Annotated in this window: 15 protein-coding genes and 1 pseudogene; 11 read left to right on the top strand and 5 right to left on the bottom strand. The window is 66.1% G+C overall.

Annotation, left to right across the window (positions count from 1 at the left end):
• Positions 1-21: 21 nt before the first annotated feature.
• Positions 22-1,797 (bottom strand): glyoxylate carboligase, encoded by a 1,776-nt coding sequence (gene gcl / locus GJG85_RS09650; RefSeq protein WP_050013244.1) that lies wholly within the window; start codon positions 1,795-1,797, stop codon positions 22-24.
• A gap of 171 nt (positions 1,798-1,968) precedes the next feature.
• Between gcl and GJG85_RS09645 the strand changes: the two genes are divergently transcribed.
• The 10 genes from GJG85_RS09645 (at position 1,969) to GJG85_RS09600 (ending at position 9,579) form a co-directional block, all read left to right on the top strand.
• Entirely contained in the window at positions 1,969-2,880 is a 912-nt protein-coding gene (locus GJG85_RS09645; RefSeq protein WP_050013243.1) for a LysR family transcriptional regulator, read from the top strand.
• Positions 2,881-3,048: 168 nt separating this feature from the next.
• The gene (locus GJG85_RS09640) at positions 3,049-3,690 is read left to right on the top strand and encodes an RNA polymerase sigma factor (protein WP_050013242.1); all 642 of its coding nucleotides are present in this window, start codon (positions 3,049-3,051) and stop codon (positions 3,688-3,690) included.
• Positions 3,680-4,567, top strand: coding sequence for a zf-HC2 domain-containing protein (locus GJG85_RS09635; protein ID WP_050013241.1), 888 nt, complete (start codon positions 3,680-3,682; stop codon positions 4,565-4,567). Before GJG85_RS09640 ends, GJG85_RS09635 begins: the two co-directional genes overlap by 11 nt.
• Positions 4,568-4,793: 226 nt before the next feature.
• A complete protein-coding gene (gene rpsF / locus GJG85_RS09630) occupies positions 4,794-5,168 on the top strand; it encodes a 30S ribosomal protein S6 (protein WP_006486255.1) in 375 nt (124 codons plus the stop codon).
• A gap of 40 nt (positions 5,169-5,208) precedes the next feature.
• Positions 5,209-5,508, top strand: a complete 300-nt coding sequence (gene priB, locus GJG85_RS09625; protein WP_011549649.1) for a primosomal replication protein N — start codon at positions 5,209-5,211, stop codon at positions 5,506-5,508.
• Between the two features lie 4 nt (positions 5,509-5,512).
• Positions 5,513-5,788, top strand: a complete 276-nt coding sequence (rpsR, locus tag GJG85_RS09620) for a 30S ribosomal protein S18 (protein ID WP_004193360.1) — start codon at positions 5,513-5,515, stop codon at positions 5,786-5,788.
• A gap of 27 nt (positions 5,789-5,815) precedes the next feature.
• Positions 5,816-6,268 carry a 50S ribosomal protein L9 gene (gene rplI / locus GJG85_RS09615; protein WP_006486256.1) on the top strand — a complete coding sequence of 151 codons (453 nt, stop codon included), beginning with the start codon at positions 5,816-5,818 and terminating at the stop codon, positions 6,266-6,268.
• 142 nt (positions 6,269-6,410) lie between these two features.
• Positions 6,411-7,793, top strand: coding sequence for a replicative DNA helicase (locus tag GJG85_RS09610; RefSeq protein WP_006486249.1), 1,383 nt, complete (start codon positions 6,411-6,413; stop codon positions 7,791-7,793).
• 138 nt (positions 7,794-7,931) lie between these two features.
• Positions 7,932-8,558: a DUF47 domain-containing protein gene (locus GJG85_RS09605; protein ID WP_006478627.1), complete on the top strand. Its 627-nt coding sequence runs from the start codon at positions 7,932-7,934 to the stop codon at positions 8,556-8,558.
• A 10-nt stretch (positions 8,559-8,568) separates the two neighbouring features.
• Positions 8,569-9,579 carry an inorganic phosphate transporter gene (locus GJG85_RS09600; RefSeq protein WP_050013240.1) on the top strand — a complete coding sequence of 337 codons (1,011 nt, stop codon included), beginning with the start codon at positions 8,569-8,571 and terminating at the stop codon, positions 9,577-9,579.
• 149 nt (positions 9,580-9,728) lie between these two features.
• Here the strand turns inward: GJG85_RS09600 and GJG85_RS09595 are convergent, their stop codons facing one another.
• Both GJG85_RS09595 and GJG85_RS09590 read right to left on the bottom strand, forming a co-directional pair.
• On the bottom strand, positions 9,729-10,826 hold the full coding sequence (locus GJG85_RS09595) for a C40 family peptidase (RefSeq protein ID WP_050013239.1): 1,098 nt from the start codon (positions 10,824-10,826) through the stop codon (positions 9,729-9,731).
• 239 nt (positions 10,827-11,065) lie between these two features.
• Positions 11,066-12,868: a PhoH family protein gene (locus GJG85_RS09590; protein ID WP_050013238.1), complete on the bottom strand. Its 1,803-nt coding sequence runs from the start codon at positions 12,866-12,868 to the stop codon at positions 11,066-11,068.
• Between GJG85_RS09590 and GJG85_RS34965 the strand changes: the two are divergent.
• Positions 12,764-12,990: pseudogene (locus tag GJG85_RS34965) on the top strand (hypothetical protein); the annotation flags it as partial. The gene GJG85_RS09590 and the pseudogene GJG85_RS34965 sit on opposite strands and share 105 nt — an antisense overlap.
• Before the next feature lie 213 nt (positions 12,991-13,203).
• Here the strand turns inward: GJG85_RS34965 and GJG85_RS09585 are convergent.
• The gene (locus GJG85_RS09585) at positions 13,204-13,665 is read right to left on the bottom strand and encodes a peroxiredoxin (RefSeq protein ID WP_050013237.1); all 462 of its coding nucleotides are present in this window, start codon (positions 13,663-13,665) and stop codon (positions 13,204-13,206) included.
• Positions 13,666-13,772: 107 nt separating this feature from the next.
• Complete coding sequence (locus GJG85_RS09580; protein WP_050013236.1) at positions 13,773-14,669, bottom strand: polysaccharide deacetylase family protein; 897 nt, start codon at positions 14,667-14,669, stop codon at positions 13,773-13,775.
• Between the last annotated feature and the right edge of the window lie 6 nt (positions 14,670-14,675).

The following is a 14,675-nucleotide window of genomic DNA, read 5'->3' as shown; positions in this document are numbered from 1 at the left end:
CGGTCAAAAATGTCGTGCGGTTCAGTCGAGCATCGAGATCGCGGTCGGCGCGTGCTCGGCCTTATCGGCGAGATCCTCGAATTCGTTGATCGCGTCGATTTCGGTGCCCATCGAGATGTTCGTCACGCGTTCGAGGATCACCTCGACGACCACCGGCACGCTGAACTCTTCCGCGAGCGTTTGCGCCTGGCGCAGCGCCGGCTCGATCTCTTCCGGCTTGAACACGCGCAGCGCCTTGCAGCCGAGGCCTTCCGCGACGGCCACGTGGTCGACGCCATACCCGTTCAGTTCCGGCGCGTTCACGTTGTCGAACGCGAGCTGCACGCAGTAGTCCATGTCGAACGCGCGCTGCGCCTGGCGGATCAGCCCGAGGTACGAGTTGTTCACGACGACGTGCACGTACGGCAGCTTGAATTGCGCACCGGCGGCGAGCTCCTCGATCATGAACTGGAAGTCGTAGTCGCCGGAGAGCGCGACGATCGGGCGGCTCGGGTCGGCCGCACGCACGCCGAGCGCGGCGGGGATCGTCCAGCCGAGCGGGCCGGCCTGGCCGCAGTTGATCCAGTTGCGCGCCTTGAACACGTGCAGGAACTGCGCGGCGGCGATCTGCGACAGGCCGATCGTGCTGACGTAGCAGGTATCGCGGCCGAACACCTTGTTCATCTCTTCGTACACGCGCTGCGGCTTGACCGGCACGTTGTCGAAGTGCGTCTTGCGCTGCAGCGTGCGCTTGCGTGCCTGGCAGTCGGCGACCCACGCGCTGCGATCCTTCAGCTTGCCGGCGGCCTTCCATTCCTGCGCGACCGCGACGAACAGCTCGAGGGCGGCCTTCGCGTCGGACACGATGCCGAGATCCGGGCCGAACACGCGGCCGATCTGCGTCGGCTCGATGTCGACGTGCACGAACTTGCGGCCCTTCGTGTAGACCTCGACGCTGCCCGTGTGGCGGTTCGCCCAGCGGTTGCCGATGCCGAGCACGAAGTCGGACGCGAGCAGCGTCGCGTTGCCGTAGCGGTGCGACGTCTGCAGGCCGACCATGCCGGCCATCAGCGGGTGGTCGTCGGCAATCGCGCCCCACGACATCAGCGTCGGGATCACCGGCACGCCGATTGTTTCCGCGAACTGCACGAGCAGGTCTTCGGCCGCCGCGTTCAGCACGCCGCCACCCGACACGATCAGCGGCTTGTCCGCGTCGTTGAGCATCGCGAGCGCCTTCTCGATCTGCGCGCGGGTGGCCGCGGGCTTGTAGACCGGCAGCGGTTCGTACGTGTCGATGTCGAATTCGATTTCGGCGAGCTGCACGTCGATCGGCAGGTCGACCAGCACCGGGCCCGGACGGCCCGAGCGCATCAGGTGGAATGCCTGCTGGAACACGCGCGGCACGAGCGCCGGTTCGCGCACGGTGACCGCCCACTTCGTGACCGGCTTCGCGATCGATTCGATGTCAACGGCCTGGAAATCTTCCTTGTAGAGACGCGCGCGCGGCGCCTGGCCGGTGATCGCGAGGATCGGAATCGAGTCGGCCGATGCGGAGTAGAGGCCGGTGATCATGTCGGTGCCGGCGGGGCCCGACGTGCCGATGCACACGCCGATGTTGCCCGGCGCCGCCCGCGTGAAGCCTTCGGCCATGTGCGATGCGCCTTCGACGTGGCGCGCCAGCACGTGGCTGATGCCGCCCGACTTGCGCATGGCCGAGTAGAACGGGTTGATCGCGGCGCCCGGCACGCCGAACGCGGTCTGGATGCCTTCCTTCTCGAGCACGAGTACGGCTGCGTCGACGGCTCTCATCTTGGCCATGAATGTCTCCTTGGATAGTGGGATCTTGCGAATCGGTCTGTTGAGGACACTTTAGGGATGCACGAAAGGTTTGATAAGATCAGCCGAAGTCGCTTATTTCGAAACTAAAAGTATGGAATGACGGCCGGACGGGGCTTCCCGCCGGTGTCGGAGCCGGGACGGAGACAGCAGATGGATCGTTTCAAGCAGATCGAGACGTTCGTGCGGGTGGCCGATGCCGGCAGCCTCGCGGCGGCCGCGCTCGAGGAGGGCGTGTCGCCGGTGGTGCTCGGGCGGCGGATCGACGCGCTGGAGAAGCGCCTCGGCGTGAAGCTGATGTACCGCTCGACGCGGCGGCTGGTGGTCAGCGAGGAGGGCGCCGCGTTCCTCGAGCGCTGCCGCGGGCTGCTGTCCGAATGGGATCAGGCCGAGAACGAGCTGGCCGCCGGGCGGCGCGCGGTCAGCGGGCACCTGATCGTGTCGGCGCCGGCCGCGTTCGGCCGCAAGCACGTCGCGCCGCACGCGCCCGGTTTTCTCGCCGACAAGCCGGAAATGCAGCTGTCGTTCAACCTGACCGACCGCGTCGTCGATCTCGTGCGCGAGGGCTATGACCTGTCGATCCGGATCGGCGGCGCGGTCGATCCGAACTTCGTCGCGGTGAAGCTCGCGTCGAACCGGCGCGTGGTGTGCGGCACGCCCGGGTATTTCCGCCAGCACGGCCGGCCGAAATCGCTCGATGACCTGCTGAAGCACAACTGCCTGGCCTTCAACCTGCAGGGCGGGCAGAACCGCGGCTGGTATTTCCAGCGCCACGGCAAGATCGCGACGATGCGCGTGACCGGCAATCTCGACTGCAACGACGGCGAGCTGCTGCATCGCTGGGTGGCCGAAGGGCTCGGGCTCGGCTGGCGCTCGACGTGGGAAATCGCCGCGCAGCTCGAAACGGGCGAACTCGAGACCGTGCTCGACGAGTACGCGCTGCCCGACTACGACATCCTCGCGGTCTACCCGCAGCAGCGCTACGTGCCGGCGCGCGTGCGCTATTTCATCGACTACCTGCGCGAAGCGTATGCGCGCCCCGGTTACTGGAGCACCACGCCGTAACGGGGCGGGCTGCCCGGCCGTCCGGCGATTTTTTACGCTTCATGCGCGCGGCGCGGGAATAAACTCGACGCAGCAGCGGTAAGGTCATCGAGCGCGCACGTTGCCGGTCTGTCCGGGCGCCGTGCGCGGAACGGGCGCGGCGTCGGCCGCCGGGACCAGGGAGGCCATGTGGGGCAAGCCGGACAGGCGGTCGATGAGCGGGCGGTGGACGATGCGCTCGCGCGCGGCGAGCGGTTTCGCGCGCTCGTGCTGCCGCATCTCGACGCCGCGTACAACCTCGCGCGCTGGCTGAGCGGCAGCGCCGGCGATGCGGACGACGTCGTGCAGGACGCGTGCATGCGCGCGCTGCGCTTCGTCGACTCGTGTCGCGGCGACAACGCGCGGCCGTGGCTGCTGACGATCGTGCGCCACACCTGGTACACCGAGTGGCGGCGGCGCACGCAGGCGCACGAGGTCGCGCTGCCCGACACGCTGGACGATGCCGACGTGCCCGACGACTGGCAGCCGGCGACGGAGGACCCGCTCGCGCAGCTGCTGCGCGGCGAGAACGTGCGGCTCGTGAACGCGGCGCTCGCGAAGCTGCCGCCGGAATACCGCGAGGTGCTCGTGCTGCGCGAGATGGAGGACCTGAGCTATCGCGAGATCGCGGCGATCGCGGACGTGCCGGTCGGCACGGTGATGTCGCGGCTCGCGCGCGGCCGGCGCAAGCTTGCCGCGCTGCTGGGCGAGGCACAGGCGCCGGCGACCGAAGGCCGGCCGGGCCGTGCGCCGGCTGGCGGAACCGCATCGGAGGCGATCGATGGACTGTAACGAAGCGCGAGCGTTGCTGGACGCGGACGTCGACCGCGAGCTGTCGGCGCCCGATGCGTTGCGGGTCCAGCAGCATGTCGAAGGGTGCGACGCATGCCGCCGCGAACGCGCACGGATCGTCACGCTGGTGCAGGCGGTGCGGCAGGCCGATTATCACCGTGCGCCGGACGCGCTGCGGGCGAGTATCCTCGCGAGCCTGCCGGCCGCGGCCGACGCGCCGGCCCATGAGCCGTCGCGGGCCGCGCCCCGGCCTGAACGGCAGTCAGCGCCGCCCCGGCGGCCGCGCGGACGCGACTGGTTCGCCTGGCTGACCGGGCGGGCCGGGTCGGCCGGCACGGGCGCCGGGTCGCGCGTGGCCGCGTGGCCGGGCCTCGGCTGGGGCGTCGCGCTGCTGATGGCGGTCGCGGCGGCGGGCGGCGTGGCGTGGTCCGCCCGCCACGCGGACACCGACCGCACGGTCGACGAACTGGTCGCGAGCCACGTGCGGGCCGACCTGTCGGCGCGCGACATCGACGTGATCTCGACCGACCAGCACACGGTCAAGCCGTGGTTCAACGGCCGGCTCGACTATGCGCCGCCGGTCGAGAATCTCGCCACGGACGGTTTCGCGCTGGTCGGCGGCCGGCTCGACTACGTCGGGCGGCGTCGCGTCGCAGTGCTCGTCTACCGCCACCGGCAGCACGTGGTCGACGTCTACGTGCAGCCGGCCGGCGAACGGCCGGCGGCCCCGTACGCGACCGTGTCGCAGGGCTATGCGCTGGACCGCTGGAACGCGGCCGGCATGACGTGGTGGGCGGTGACCGACGCCGAGCCGTCGGCGCTCGCGGCGTTCCGGACGGCGCTCGACGCGCGGCTGGCCGGCGCGCACGGCGAATGACCATGCCGTTATGGGGAGGTGCACTCTTGTTCCGACCCCGGCCGCGAAAGGGCGAAGGGCGCTCGCGAGCCCGCATACCCGTTCAAGTCTTTGAAAACACGGCCGAATCAGTCGGCGAATCGTCGATTGGCCTTGCATGCGCCCCGTAACCGGGTTAGAATCTTCGGCTTCTCACTTGCCACACCGGTTCAGACGCCCGGGTGGCTTTAATCCACAAGGAGTGTGTATGCGTCATTACGAAATCGTATTCATCGTGCACCCGGATCAAAGCGAGCAAGTGCCCGCGATGATCGAGCGCTACAAGTCCACGATCACGTCGCACGGCGGCCAGATCCACCGTGTCGAAGACTGGGGCCGTCGCCAGCTGGCCTACATGATCGAGAAACTCGCGAAGGCTCACTACGTCTGCATGAACATCGAGTGCGACCAGACGACGCTCGACGAACTCGAACACGCGTTCAAGTTCAACGACGCCGTGCTGCGTCACCTCATCGTCAAGATGAAGAAGGCCGAAACCGGCCCGTCGCCGATGATGAAGGAAGTTCAGCGCGAAGAAGCCAAGAAGGCGGCTGCCGCTCAGCCGGCCGAAGCGCAGGCTTAAGTTCGTCACTTATTAAGCCATCAAGGAGCGCGCCACTCACGTGAACAGGTTGCAATTGACGGCGAGCGTCGTCGAACGCGCACCGGTGCGATATACGCCGGCCGGTGTTCCGATCGCAAGCGCCACGTTGCATCACCGCACGGAAGTCGTCGAAGCAGGCATTCCCCGTCAGGTCGAAATGACGATCGAGGCGGTGGCGGCCGGTGAGGCGAGCGGCAAGCTGGAAAGTCGTGAAATGGGCGTCGAAACGCTGTTCACGGGCTTCCTGGCCAAGAAAAGCCGCAACGCGAGAACCTTGGTGTTTCACATCACTGCATTGCAGGACACAGGAAAGGACTGAAATCATGGCCCGCCCGACTGGTAAGAAATTCGACAAGCGTCGTCAGCAACAAAACCCGCTCTTCAAGCGCAAGAAGTTCTGCCGTTTCACGGCTGCCGGCGTCGAGCAGATCGACTACAAGGACACGGAAACGCTGAAGGACTTCATCGGCGAAAACGGCAAGATCACGCCGGCTCGCCTGACGGGTACGAAGGCCCACTATCAGCGTCAGCTGGATACGGCAATCAAGCGTGCGCGTTTCCTCGCGCTGCTGCCGTACACCGATCAGCACAAGGCGTAATCAGGCGACGCAATAAGGAGAATTCGAATGCAAATCATTCTGTTGGAAAAAGTCGCCAATCTGGGCAACCTCGGCGACATCGTCAAGGTCAAGGACGGTTACGCTCGCAACTTCCTGATCCCGAACCGCAAGGCTCGCCGTGCAACGAAGGAAGCGATCGCCGAATTCGAAGTGCGCCGCGCTGAACTCGAAAAGATCGCCGCTGAAAAGCTGGCGGCATCGCAGGCAGTCGGCGAGAAGCTGAACGGCCAGTCGTTCGAAATCACGCAGAAGTCGGGCGTCGACGGCCGTCTGTTCGGCTCGGTCACGAACGGCGACGTCGCGGAACTGCTGAAGAAGGCCGGCTACGAAGTCGAGAAGCTGCAAGTTCGCATGCCGGAAGGCCCGCTGAAGATGATCGGCGAGCACAACGTGCAAGTCGCGCTGCATACGGACGTCGTCGTCGACGTCACGATCAACGTGATCGGCGACCACGCGTAAGCGTAGACGCAAGCTTGCCGGGCGGCTTCCGCCGTCCGGACAAGGGCAGGCGCCCGGGTAACCGGGGCCTGCCTTTTTTATTGCCTGCTCGCCGGCAAGCGGTGGTAGCGCTGCCGCCATCTATTCGCGATAATCCCAACCCATGAACGCGCCGCAAGATCCCCAAATCGAATCGCTGAAAGTCCCGCCGCATTCGGTGGAAGCCGAGCAGTCGGTGCTCGGCGGCCTGTTGCTCGACAACGCGGCATGGGACCGGATTGCCGACTTCCTGTCGCAGGGCGACTTCTACCGCTACGACCACCGGATCATCTACGAGCACATCGGCCGCCTGATCGCGTCGACGCGCCCGGCCGACGTCGTGACCGTGTACGAAGCGCTGACCACGTCCGGCAAGGCCGACGACGTCGGCGGCCTCGCGTACCTGAACGCCCTCGCGCAGAACACGCCGAGCGCGGCGAACATCCGCCGCTATGCGGAAATCGTGCGCGACCGCGCGGTGCTGCGCCGGCTCGTGTCGGTCGCCGACGAGATCTCGGCCGACGCATTCAATCCGCAGGGCAAGGAAGTCCGCCAGCTGCTCGACGAGGCCGAATCGAAGGTGTTCTCGATCGCCGAAGAGGGCGCGCGCGGCAACCAGGGCTTCCTCGAGATCGGCCCGCTGCTCACGCAGGTGGTCGAGCGCATCGACACGCTGTACCACACCGCGAACCCGAGCGACGTCACCGGCACGCCGACCGGCTTCGTCGACCTCGACCGGATGACGTCGGGGATGCATGGCGGCGAATTGATCATCGTGGCCGGAAGACCGTCAATGGGCAAAACGGCCTTTTCCATGAACATCGGCGAATACGTCGCGGTCGAGTACGGGTTGCCGGTCGCGGTGTTCTCGATGGAAATGCCGGGGACCCAGCTCGTGATGCGTATGCTCGGCTCGATCGGCCGGCTCGACCAGCACCGGATGCGTACCGGCCGCCTGACGGACGAGGACTGGCCGAAGCTGACGCACGCGGTGCAGAAGATGAGCGAGGCGCAGCTCTTCATCGACGAGACGGGCGGCTTGAACCCGATGGAGCTGCGCTCGCGCGCGCGGCGCCTCGCACGTCAGTGCGGCAAGCTCGGCCTGATCATCGTCGACTACCTGCAGCTGATGTCGGGTTCGTCGCAGGGCGAGAACCGCGCGACCGAAATTTCGGAAATTTCGCGTTCGCTGAAGAGTCTCGCGAAGGAGCTCGACGTGCCGGTGATCGCGCTGTCGCAGCTGAACCGCGGCCTCGAACAGCGCCCGAACAAGCGTCCGGTGATGTCGGATTTGCGCGAATCGGGCGCAATCGAACAGGACGCGGACGTGATCCTGTTCATTTATCGCGATGAGGTCTACAATCCGGACAGCCCCGACAAGGGGACGGCCGAAATCATCATTGGCAAGCAGCGTAACGGCCCGATCGGGCCTGTTCGGCTCACGTTCCTGGGGCAATACACGAAGTTCGACAATTTTGCCGGGGCGCAGACCTTCTACGGCGAGTAAAGCCGGTTGTAAACACCTATTTCGCCAATTGTTGTATCCAATCCCGGCGTGCGCATATGCGCACGTCGCGTCGGGACCGAAACCGGTACAATGTCGCCCGTTTTCGTGACAGTAGTTTGACAATCTCTCAGGAATCCCATGTTCGGTCGATTCATGCCCACCGAGGGCAAGTTCTTTGAACTCTTCAACGCGCACGCGAAGCACATCGTTTCCGGTGGCCGCGAACTCGAACTGCTGATCGACAATCTCGCCGACGCCGAGATTCACAAGCAAAACGTGCAAATCGCCGAGAAGGCCGCCGACAAGCTCACGCACGAGGCGATCGATCTGCTGCACAAGACCTTCATCACGCCGCTCGATCGCGACGAGATCCACAAGCTGATCACGACGATGGACGACATCCTCGACCTGATGGAGGACGTCGCGACGGCCGTGTCGCTGTACGACGTGCAGTCCGTCACGTCCGAGGCGAGCCAGCTCGCGCACATCGTCACGCAGTCGGCGCAACACGTGCAGCAGGCCGTCGGCTTGCTGTCCGACATGAAGCAGTCTGCACAGATCCTCAAGCAATGCGAGGAAATCGACCGCTGGGAGTCGGAGGCCGACCGCGTGCTGCGCGCGGCGATGTCGAAGCTGTTCCGCGAGGAAGACGACGTGAAGACGCTCATCAAGCTGAAGGCGATCTACGAGCTGCTCGAAGAGATCACCGACAAGTGCGAGGACGTCGCGAACATCATCGAAGGCATCGTGCTGGAAAACGCCTGAGCGGACCACGATGCATTCGATACAACTCGCCCTATGGATGGTCGCGACGCTGGTGCTCGTCGCGCTCGTATTCGACTTCATGAACGGCTTTCACGACGCGGCGAACTCGATCGCCACCGTCGTGTCGACCGGCGTGCTGAAGCCCCAGCAGGCCGTGGTGTTCGCGGCCGCGTTCAACGTGATCGCGTATTTCATCTTCCACCTGAAAGTCGCGCAGACCGTCGGTAAAGGCACGATCGATCCCGAGATCGTCGACCATTACGTCGTGTTCGGCGCGCTGGTCGGTGCGATCGGCTGGAACGTGATTACCTGGTATTACGGGATTCCGTCGAGTTCGTCGCACGCGCTGATCGGCGGCCTCGTCGGCGCGGCGCTCGCGAAGTCCGGCTGGGGTGCGCTGAACGTCGACGGTCTGCTGAAGACGATCGCGTTCATCTTCATTTCGCCGCTGCTCGGGTTCATCCTCGGTTCGCTGTTCATGCTCGGCGTGTCGTGGCTGTATTTCCGTACCGCGCCCAGCAAGGTCGACCGGCGCTTCCGCCGGCTGCAGCTGCTGTCGGCCGGCCTGTACAGCCTGGGCCACGGCGGCAACGACGCGCAGAAGACGATCGGTATCATCTGGATGCTGCTGATCGCGAGCGGCTACGCGTCGGCGACCGCCGATGCGCCGCCGGCGTGGGTGATCGGCGCGTGCTACCTGTCGATGGGTCTCGGCACGCTGTTCGGCGGCTGGCGCATCGTGCGCACGATGGGCCAGAAGATCACGAAACTCAAGCCGGTCGGCGGCTTCTGCGCGGAAAGCGGTGGCGCGATCACGCTGTTCGTCGCGTCGTTCCTCGGCATTCCGGTGTCGACCACGCACACGATTACCGGCGCGATCGTCGGTGTCGGCGCCACGCAGAAGTTGTCGGCCGTGCGCTGGGGCGTCGCCGGCAATATCGTGTGGGCGTGGGTGCTGACGCTGCCGGCAGCCGCGCTGTTTGCGGCCGGCGGGTGGTGGCTCGGGCATCAGATCTTCTGATCGCCGACACGCCCGGATCGACATGAAAAATGCGCCGCAAGCCGAAAGGCTGCGGCGCATTTCTTTTGGGGTGGCCAAAGCGTGCTGCGGCGCGGGTGGGGCGGCCGACAATACCTTCGACGTCACCGCCGCTCGGCAAGAACGAGCGGTCAGTAACTGCCGTTCGCGAATCGCGCGATCGGATCGTCAGCCGTACTCGTGCGCGGACTGACGGGCGCGGATTGCGTCGACGCACGCCATACCTGCACGGGCGCGGGCTCGATATTGCGTGGGGGCGCCGACGCGGCGGCGGGCGGCGGTTCGGCATCGAACGCGGCGGCCTGGGCGGCCGTCAGCGCGGTCGTCGGAATCTGCGTGCCGACTTCCGCCGGCGCGGCCGGTGCGGCGTTGGCCGTCGTCGCGGCCGCATCGTCATTTACCGACGTGGCCTGCTGCCGGGCCACCTGCATCCGCGGTGGTGGCGGCTCGTACGGGTCGGCGGCCTGGGCTGCCGGTGCAACTGCGGCAGCCGTCACGACCGGCGTGCTCGGAACGGTCGGAGCGGGAGCCGGCACCTGCGTCGCTCTCGCTTGCGACGACGCAGTCGCGGGCTGCCGCGACGCGGCGGCAGCCGTCACGACCACCGGCGCGACCGCGACAGCCGGCGGATTGCGCGGCTCGTCGCGCTTGGCCTCGTAGGTCGGCGCATCGAACGGCGTCGGGGCCGAGCGCGGCGGCGCGACGCGGCGAATGCCGTCGAATCGCTTGGCCCAGTACGGGTTCGTCAGATAGTCGAGCCGCACGGTGCCGCCCGTCGACGGCGCATTGACGAAGCGCAGCTTGCCGACATAGATGCCGACGTGCGAATGCGGCCGTCCGGTCGTGTTGAAGAAAATCAGGTCGCCCGGCGCGATCTCGTCGGGCTCGATCGACACGCCGCGACCGCTCATGTCGGCGGTCGTGCGCGGCAGGTTCACGTCGGCCGCGCGGCCGATCACGTAGCGCACGAGCCCGCTGCAGTCGAAGCCGCTCGTCGGCGTGTTGCCGCCCCAGCGATACGGGACGCCGACGAGGCTCATCGCCTGGATCGAGATTTCTTCCTGACCGACGCTGTGGTCGACGAATTTCGGGAAATTGGCGGGCGCCGGGAACGCACGCGGCGTCGTGATCTTCATGCCCGACGCGGAACGCGATGCCGACTGCGGCGGCACGCTGGAGCAGGCCGCAAGCAGGGAGACGACGGCGACGGGAACCCAGATTCGAAGCATGGCAAGGCGGGCGAGCGCGACGCGCTCGCGAATCGTATGACAACAGACAGACCCGATGGTAGACGCTCCGACGGGGCTTAAGCAACCATTCTTGAGAATTTACTTGAAGTTTCGCGCGTAAACTGCATTGTTGCGTGACAAAGCGTTACTTTTCTCTTCGACCCCAAATGAAAACGGCGCCCCAAAAAACGGAGCGCCGCGTGGGCGTCGAAAGCCCGGCCGAGAGGCCGGCCTGCGCGTTACAGAATGTCCGACGCGTAGTCGGCGAGCCGTGAGCGCTCGCCGCGCGCGAGGGTCACGTGGCCGCTGTGGCCCCAGCCCTTGAAGCGGTCGACGACGTAGGTCAGGCCCGAGCTGCCTTCGGTCAGGTAGGGCGTGTCGATCTGCGCGATGTTGCCGAGGCACACGATCTTCGTGCCGGGGCCCGCGCGCGTGACGAGCGTCTTCATCTGCTTCGGCGTCAGGTTCTGCGCCTCGTCGATGATCAGGTACTTGTCGACGAACGTGCGGCCGCGCATGAAGTTCATGCTCTTCACCTTCAGGCGCGAGCGGATCAGCTCCTGCGTCGCCGCACGGCCCCATTCGCCGGCCGCGTCGTCGGTCTTCTGCAGCACCTCGAGGTTGTCGTCGAATGCGCCCATCCACGGCTGCATCTTCTCTTCCTCGGTGCCGGGCAGGAAACCGATGTCCTCGCCGACGGGCACGGTCGCGCGCGTCACGATGATTTCGTTGTAGCGCTTGTCGTCGAGCACCTGCGCGAGGCCGGCCGCGAGCGCGACGAGCGTCTTGCCGGTGCCGGCCTGGCCGAGCAGCGTGACGAAATCGATCTCGGGGTTCATCAGCAGGTTCAGCGCGAAATTCTGCTCGCGATTGCGCGCGGTGATGCCCCACACGTTGTTCTTGTGGTGGCTGTAGTCGCGCAGCGTCTGCAGCAGCGCCGTCTTGCCGTTCAGCTCGCGGACGATCGCATGAAACGTCGGCTCGCCGTTCTGCGGCTCGAGATAGACGAACTCGTTGACGAGCATCGACGCGACGAGCGGGCCCGTCACGCGGTAGTACGTGGTGCCCGTCTTCGTGTCCTGCCAGCTCTCCATGCCCTTCGCATGCTTGGTCCAGAAATCCTGCGGCAGCTCGCGCACGCCGTTGTACAGGAGATCCGAATCCTCGAGCACCTGGTCGTTGAAGTAGTCTTCCGCGGGCAGGCCGAGTGCGTGCGCCTTGATCCGCATGTTGATGTCTTTCGACACCAGCACGACCTGGCGATCGGGCCGGTCGCGCTGCAGCGCGCGCACGACGCCGAGGATCTGGTTGTCGGCCTTGCCTTCGGGCAGGCCTTCGATGGGCGCGATGTCGGCGAGCTTCGTCTGGAAGTACAGGCGGCCGAGCGCGTCGCGGCTGCCGAGGCGCGACAGCGGAATGCCGGCCGAGATCGGGCCGCCGTCGGCGACGAGCGCGTCGAGCGTACGGCTGACCTGGCGGGCGTTACGCGCGACTTCGGACATCCCCTTCTTGTGGTTGTCGAGTTCCTCGAGCGTCATCATCGGCAGATAGACGTCGTGTTCCTCGAAGCGGAAGAGGCTGCTCGGGTCGTGCATCAGCACGTTGGTGTCGAGCACGAACAGCTTCTGCAGTTCGGCTTCGGCGGGCTTGCGGCTGCGCGACTTCGTCGCGGCGCCGGCATCGCGCGCGGGCGCGGCGGCCGGTTTGTCGGCGGCCGGCTTGTCGTTGCGTGCGACGACCGGTGCCGCCGGTTCGGCGGGCGTCTGCAGCGGCTGCAGCAGCGCGGCCGTCTGCCTCGTCTTGCGGCCGCGCGCGGGGGCGCTTGCGGCCTCGGGCGCCGAAGACGCGACGGCGCGCAGCGGCGCGGCCGTGTTCGCGGCTTCGATCATCGGTTGGGCCACGCTGGCCGGACCATAGTCACCGGCTGTGGATGCGTCCCCTTCGGCGGATTTCTTCGCGGCTTTCGCGGGCCGCGCTTTCGCCTTGTATTCGTCGGGCGGCAGCAGGCTGCCGAGCTTGCTGGGGGGAGTAGGCAAAGGCATGGTGTCCCTCGGGAGGAATCGTGTCGCATGGCGTGCGCCGCTGATCGCATCCTGCGTGACGTAGACGCATGCAGTTTGCGCGCGGTGGCGCACAGGAATTTCGTCTAGCCGGTTCGCCTAAGTGTCGATCAGCTCCTCGATGCGGTAAAGGCCGGACCGGGGCGGGCCGGCGCGCGTTCCATAAAAAAAGCCGCTGCCCCGTCGACAGGGACATGCGGCTCGGCTGATGCCGTCGTGATGCGCGTCAGGTGCCGTGAAGCATTGCAACAGGCACCGGCGCAGCTACGAGAAATATGGGGCGAACTGGCATTCATTGCGGCCCAATATAACGCGCCTCAAAGCGCTTGTACAGCCTTTAGCACGTCGTCCACGTGACCCGGTACCTTGATGCCGCGCCATGCCTGTCGGAGCACGCCGTCGGCGTCGATCAGGAACGTCGAGCGCTCGATTCCGCGCACTTCCTTGCCATACATTTTCTTCATCTTGATGACATCGAACAACGCGCACAGCGCTTCGTCGGCATCGGAGATCAGCGGGAACGGCAGTTCGAGCTTGGCCTTGAAATTGTCGTGCGAGCGGAGGCTGTCGCGCGACACGCCGATGACTTCCGCACCGGCTTTCTTGAACTTCGGATAGAGATCGCGGAATTGCAGCCCTTCGGTCGTGCAGCCCGGCGTGTTGTCCTTCGGATAGAAGTACAGCACGAGCTTCTTGCCCTTCAGGCCGGACAGCGAAATGTCGCCGCCCGTGGCCGGTGCGGTGAAATCGGGAACTTGACGGTCAACTTCGACGGACACGTGCTTCTCCTGTTGTTATGGAATGGCGCCGCTGCGGCGGCGCGGTTCGGCGGGGCGTCGCGGCAGCGCGCCGCAAGGGCGGGGCGGCGACGCCGGCTCGCGCGAATTCAGTCGGGCTGGACGACCAGTTCGCCGGAGCGGCCGGGGATTTCGCCCCACGCGACAGGGTACGATGGTAGCGAGTCGCGGTCCAGCGTCGCGTGGTAGTCGCCCATCGTCGCGAACGTATGGCCTTGCGCGCGCCAGCCGGCGAGCAGTTGCTCGAACACCGGCGCGAGCTTCTGGCCTTCCAGCTCCGCATGCAGCGTGAATACCTGGTCGTGCGGATTGGTTTCGGTGAACTTGAGGATGTGCGCGGCGACGTTGTGCGTGTCGATGCCGTCGACGCCGAGCACTTCGTCGAGCGTCGGCAGCGTGGTCGGCATCTGCACGTGCGACAGCGTGCGGCCGCCGACGACGGGCAGGTACGGCGAATGGCCGCGACCGTCGGATGCGTAGCGCATTCCCCATGCGTCGATCTGCTCGAACGCGGCGTCGTTCATCTGCCAGCCGGCCGCGCCGTGCGTGACGGGCGGCGCGCCGAAGATCTCGACGAAGCGCGCGTGACTCTTCTGCATTTCACGGGCGGTCCAGTCGCGATCGCGTGCACGCACGTTGTCCTGCCAGACCACGTGATCCCACGTGTGGATCCCGCATTCGAAGCCGGCCTCGTGAATCGCGCGCATGTCGGCGATCGCGCGACGGCCGATGTCGGGGCCGGGCAGCAGCACGCCGTACATCAGCTGCTTCACGCCGTAGTGTTCGACCACCGACGTGCGCGACACCTTCTTCAGGAAGCCCGGGCGAAACACGCGCCGCAGCGCCCAGCCGGTGTGATCCGGCCCGAGGCTGAAGAGGAAGGTCGCGCGCGCGTTGAAGCGGTCGAAGATGCGCGCAAGGTTCGGCACGCCTTCGCGCGTGCCGCGCAGCGTGTCGACGTCGATCTTGAGGACAATGCGAGCCAAGCGAAC

Source organism: Burkholderia sp. MS389 (genome assembly GCF_016899425.1).
Taxonomy (GTDB): Bacteria; Pseudomonadota; Gammaproteobacteria; order Burkholderiales; family Burkholderiaceae; genus Burkholderia; species Burkholderia sola.
This window is presented reverse-complemented; position numbering and strand designations above follow the sequence as displayed.

Bases quoted from the DNA above. Each gene is read 5' to 3' on its own strand.
- GJG85_RS09600 (WP_050013240.1), top strand. From the start codon at position 8,569: ATGCATTCGATACAACTCGCCCTATGGATGGTCGCGACGCTGGTGCTC.
- rpsR (WP_004193360.1), top strand. From the start codon at position 5,513: ATGGCCCGCCCGACTGGTAAGAAATTCGACAAGCGTCGTCAGCAACAA.
- gcl (WP_050013244.1), bottom strand. From the start codon at position 1,797: ATGGCCAAGATGAGAGCCGTCGACGCAGCCGTACTCGTGCTCGAGAAG.
- GJG85_RS09590 (WP_050013238.1), bottom strand. From the start codon at position 12,868: ATGCCTTTGCCTACTCCCCCCAGCAAGCTCGGCAGCCTGCTGCCGCCC.
- GJG85_RS09605 (WP_006478627.1), top strand. From the start codon at position 7,932: ATGTTCGGTCGATTCATGCCCACCGAGGGCAAGTTCTTTGAACTCTTC.
- GJG85_RS09610 (WP_006486249.1), top strand. From the start codon at position 6,411: ATGAACGCGCCGCAAGATCCCCAAATCGAATCGCTGAAAGTCCCGCCG.
- GJG85_RS09645 (WP_050013243.1), top strand. From the start codon at position 1,969: ATGGATCGTTTCAAGCAGATCGAGACGTTCGTGCGGGTGGCCGATGCC.
- GJG85_RS09635 (WP_050013241.1), top strand. From the start codon at position 3,680: ATGGACTGTAACGAAGCGCGAGCGTTGCTGGACGCGGACGTCGACCGC.
- rplI (WP_006486256.1), top strand. From the start codon at position 5,816: ATGCAAATCATTCTGTTGGAAAAAGTCGCCAATCTGGGCAACCTCGGC.
- GJG85_RS09595 (WP_050013239.1), bottom strand. From the start codon at position 10,826: ATGCTTCGAATCTGGGTTCCCGTCGCCGTCGTCTCCCTGCTTGCGGCC.
- rpsF (WP_006486255.1), top strand. From the start codon at position 4,794: ATGCGTCATTACGAAATCGTATTCATCGTGCACCCGGATCAAAGCGAG.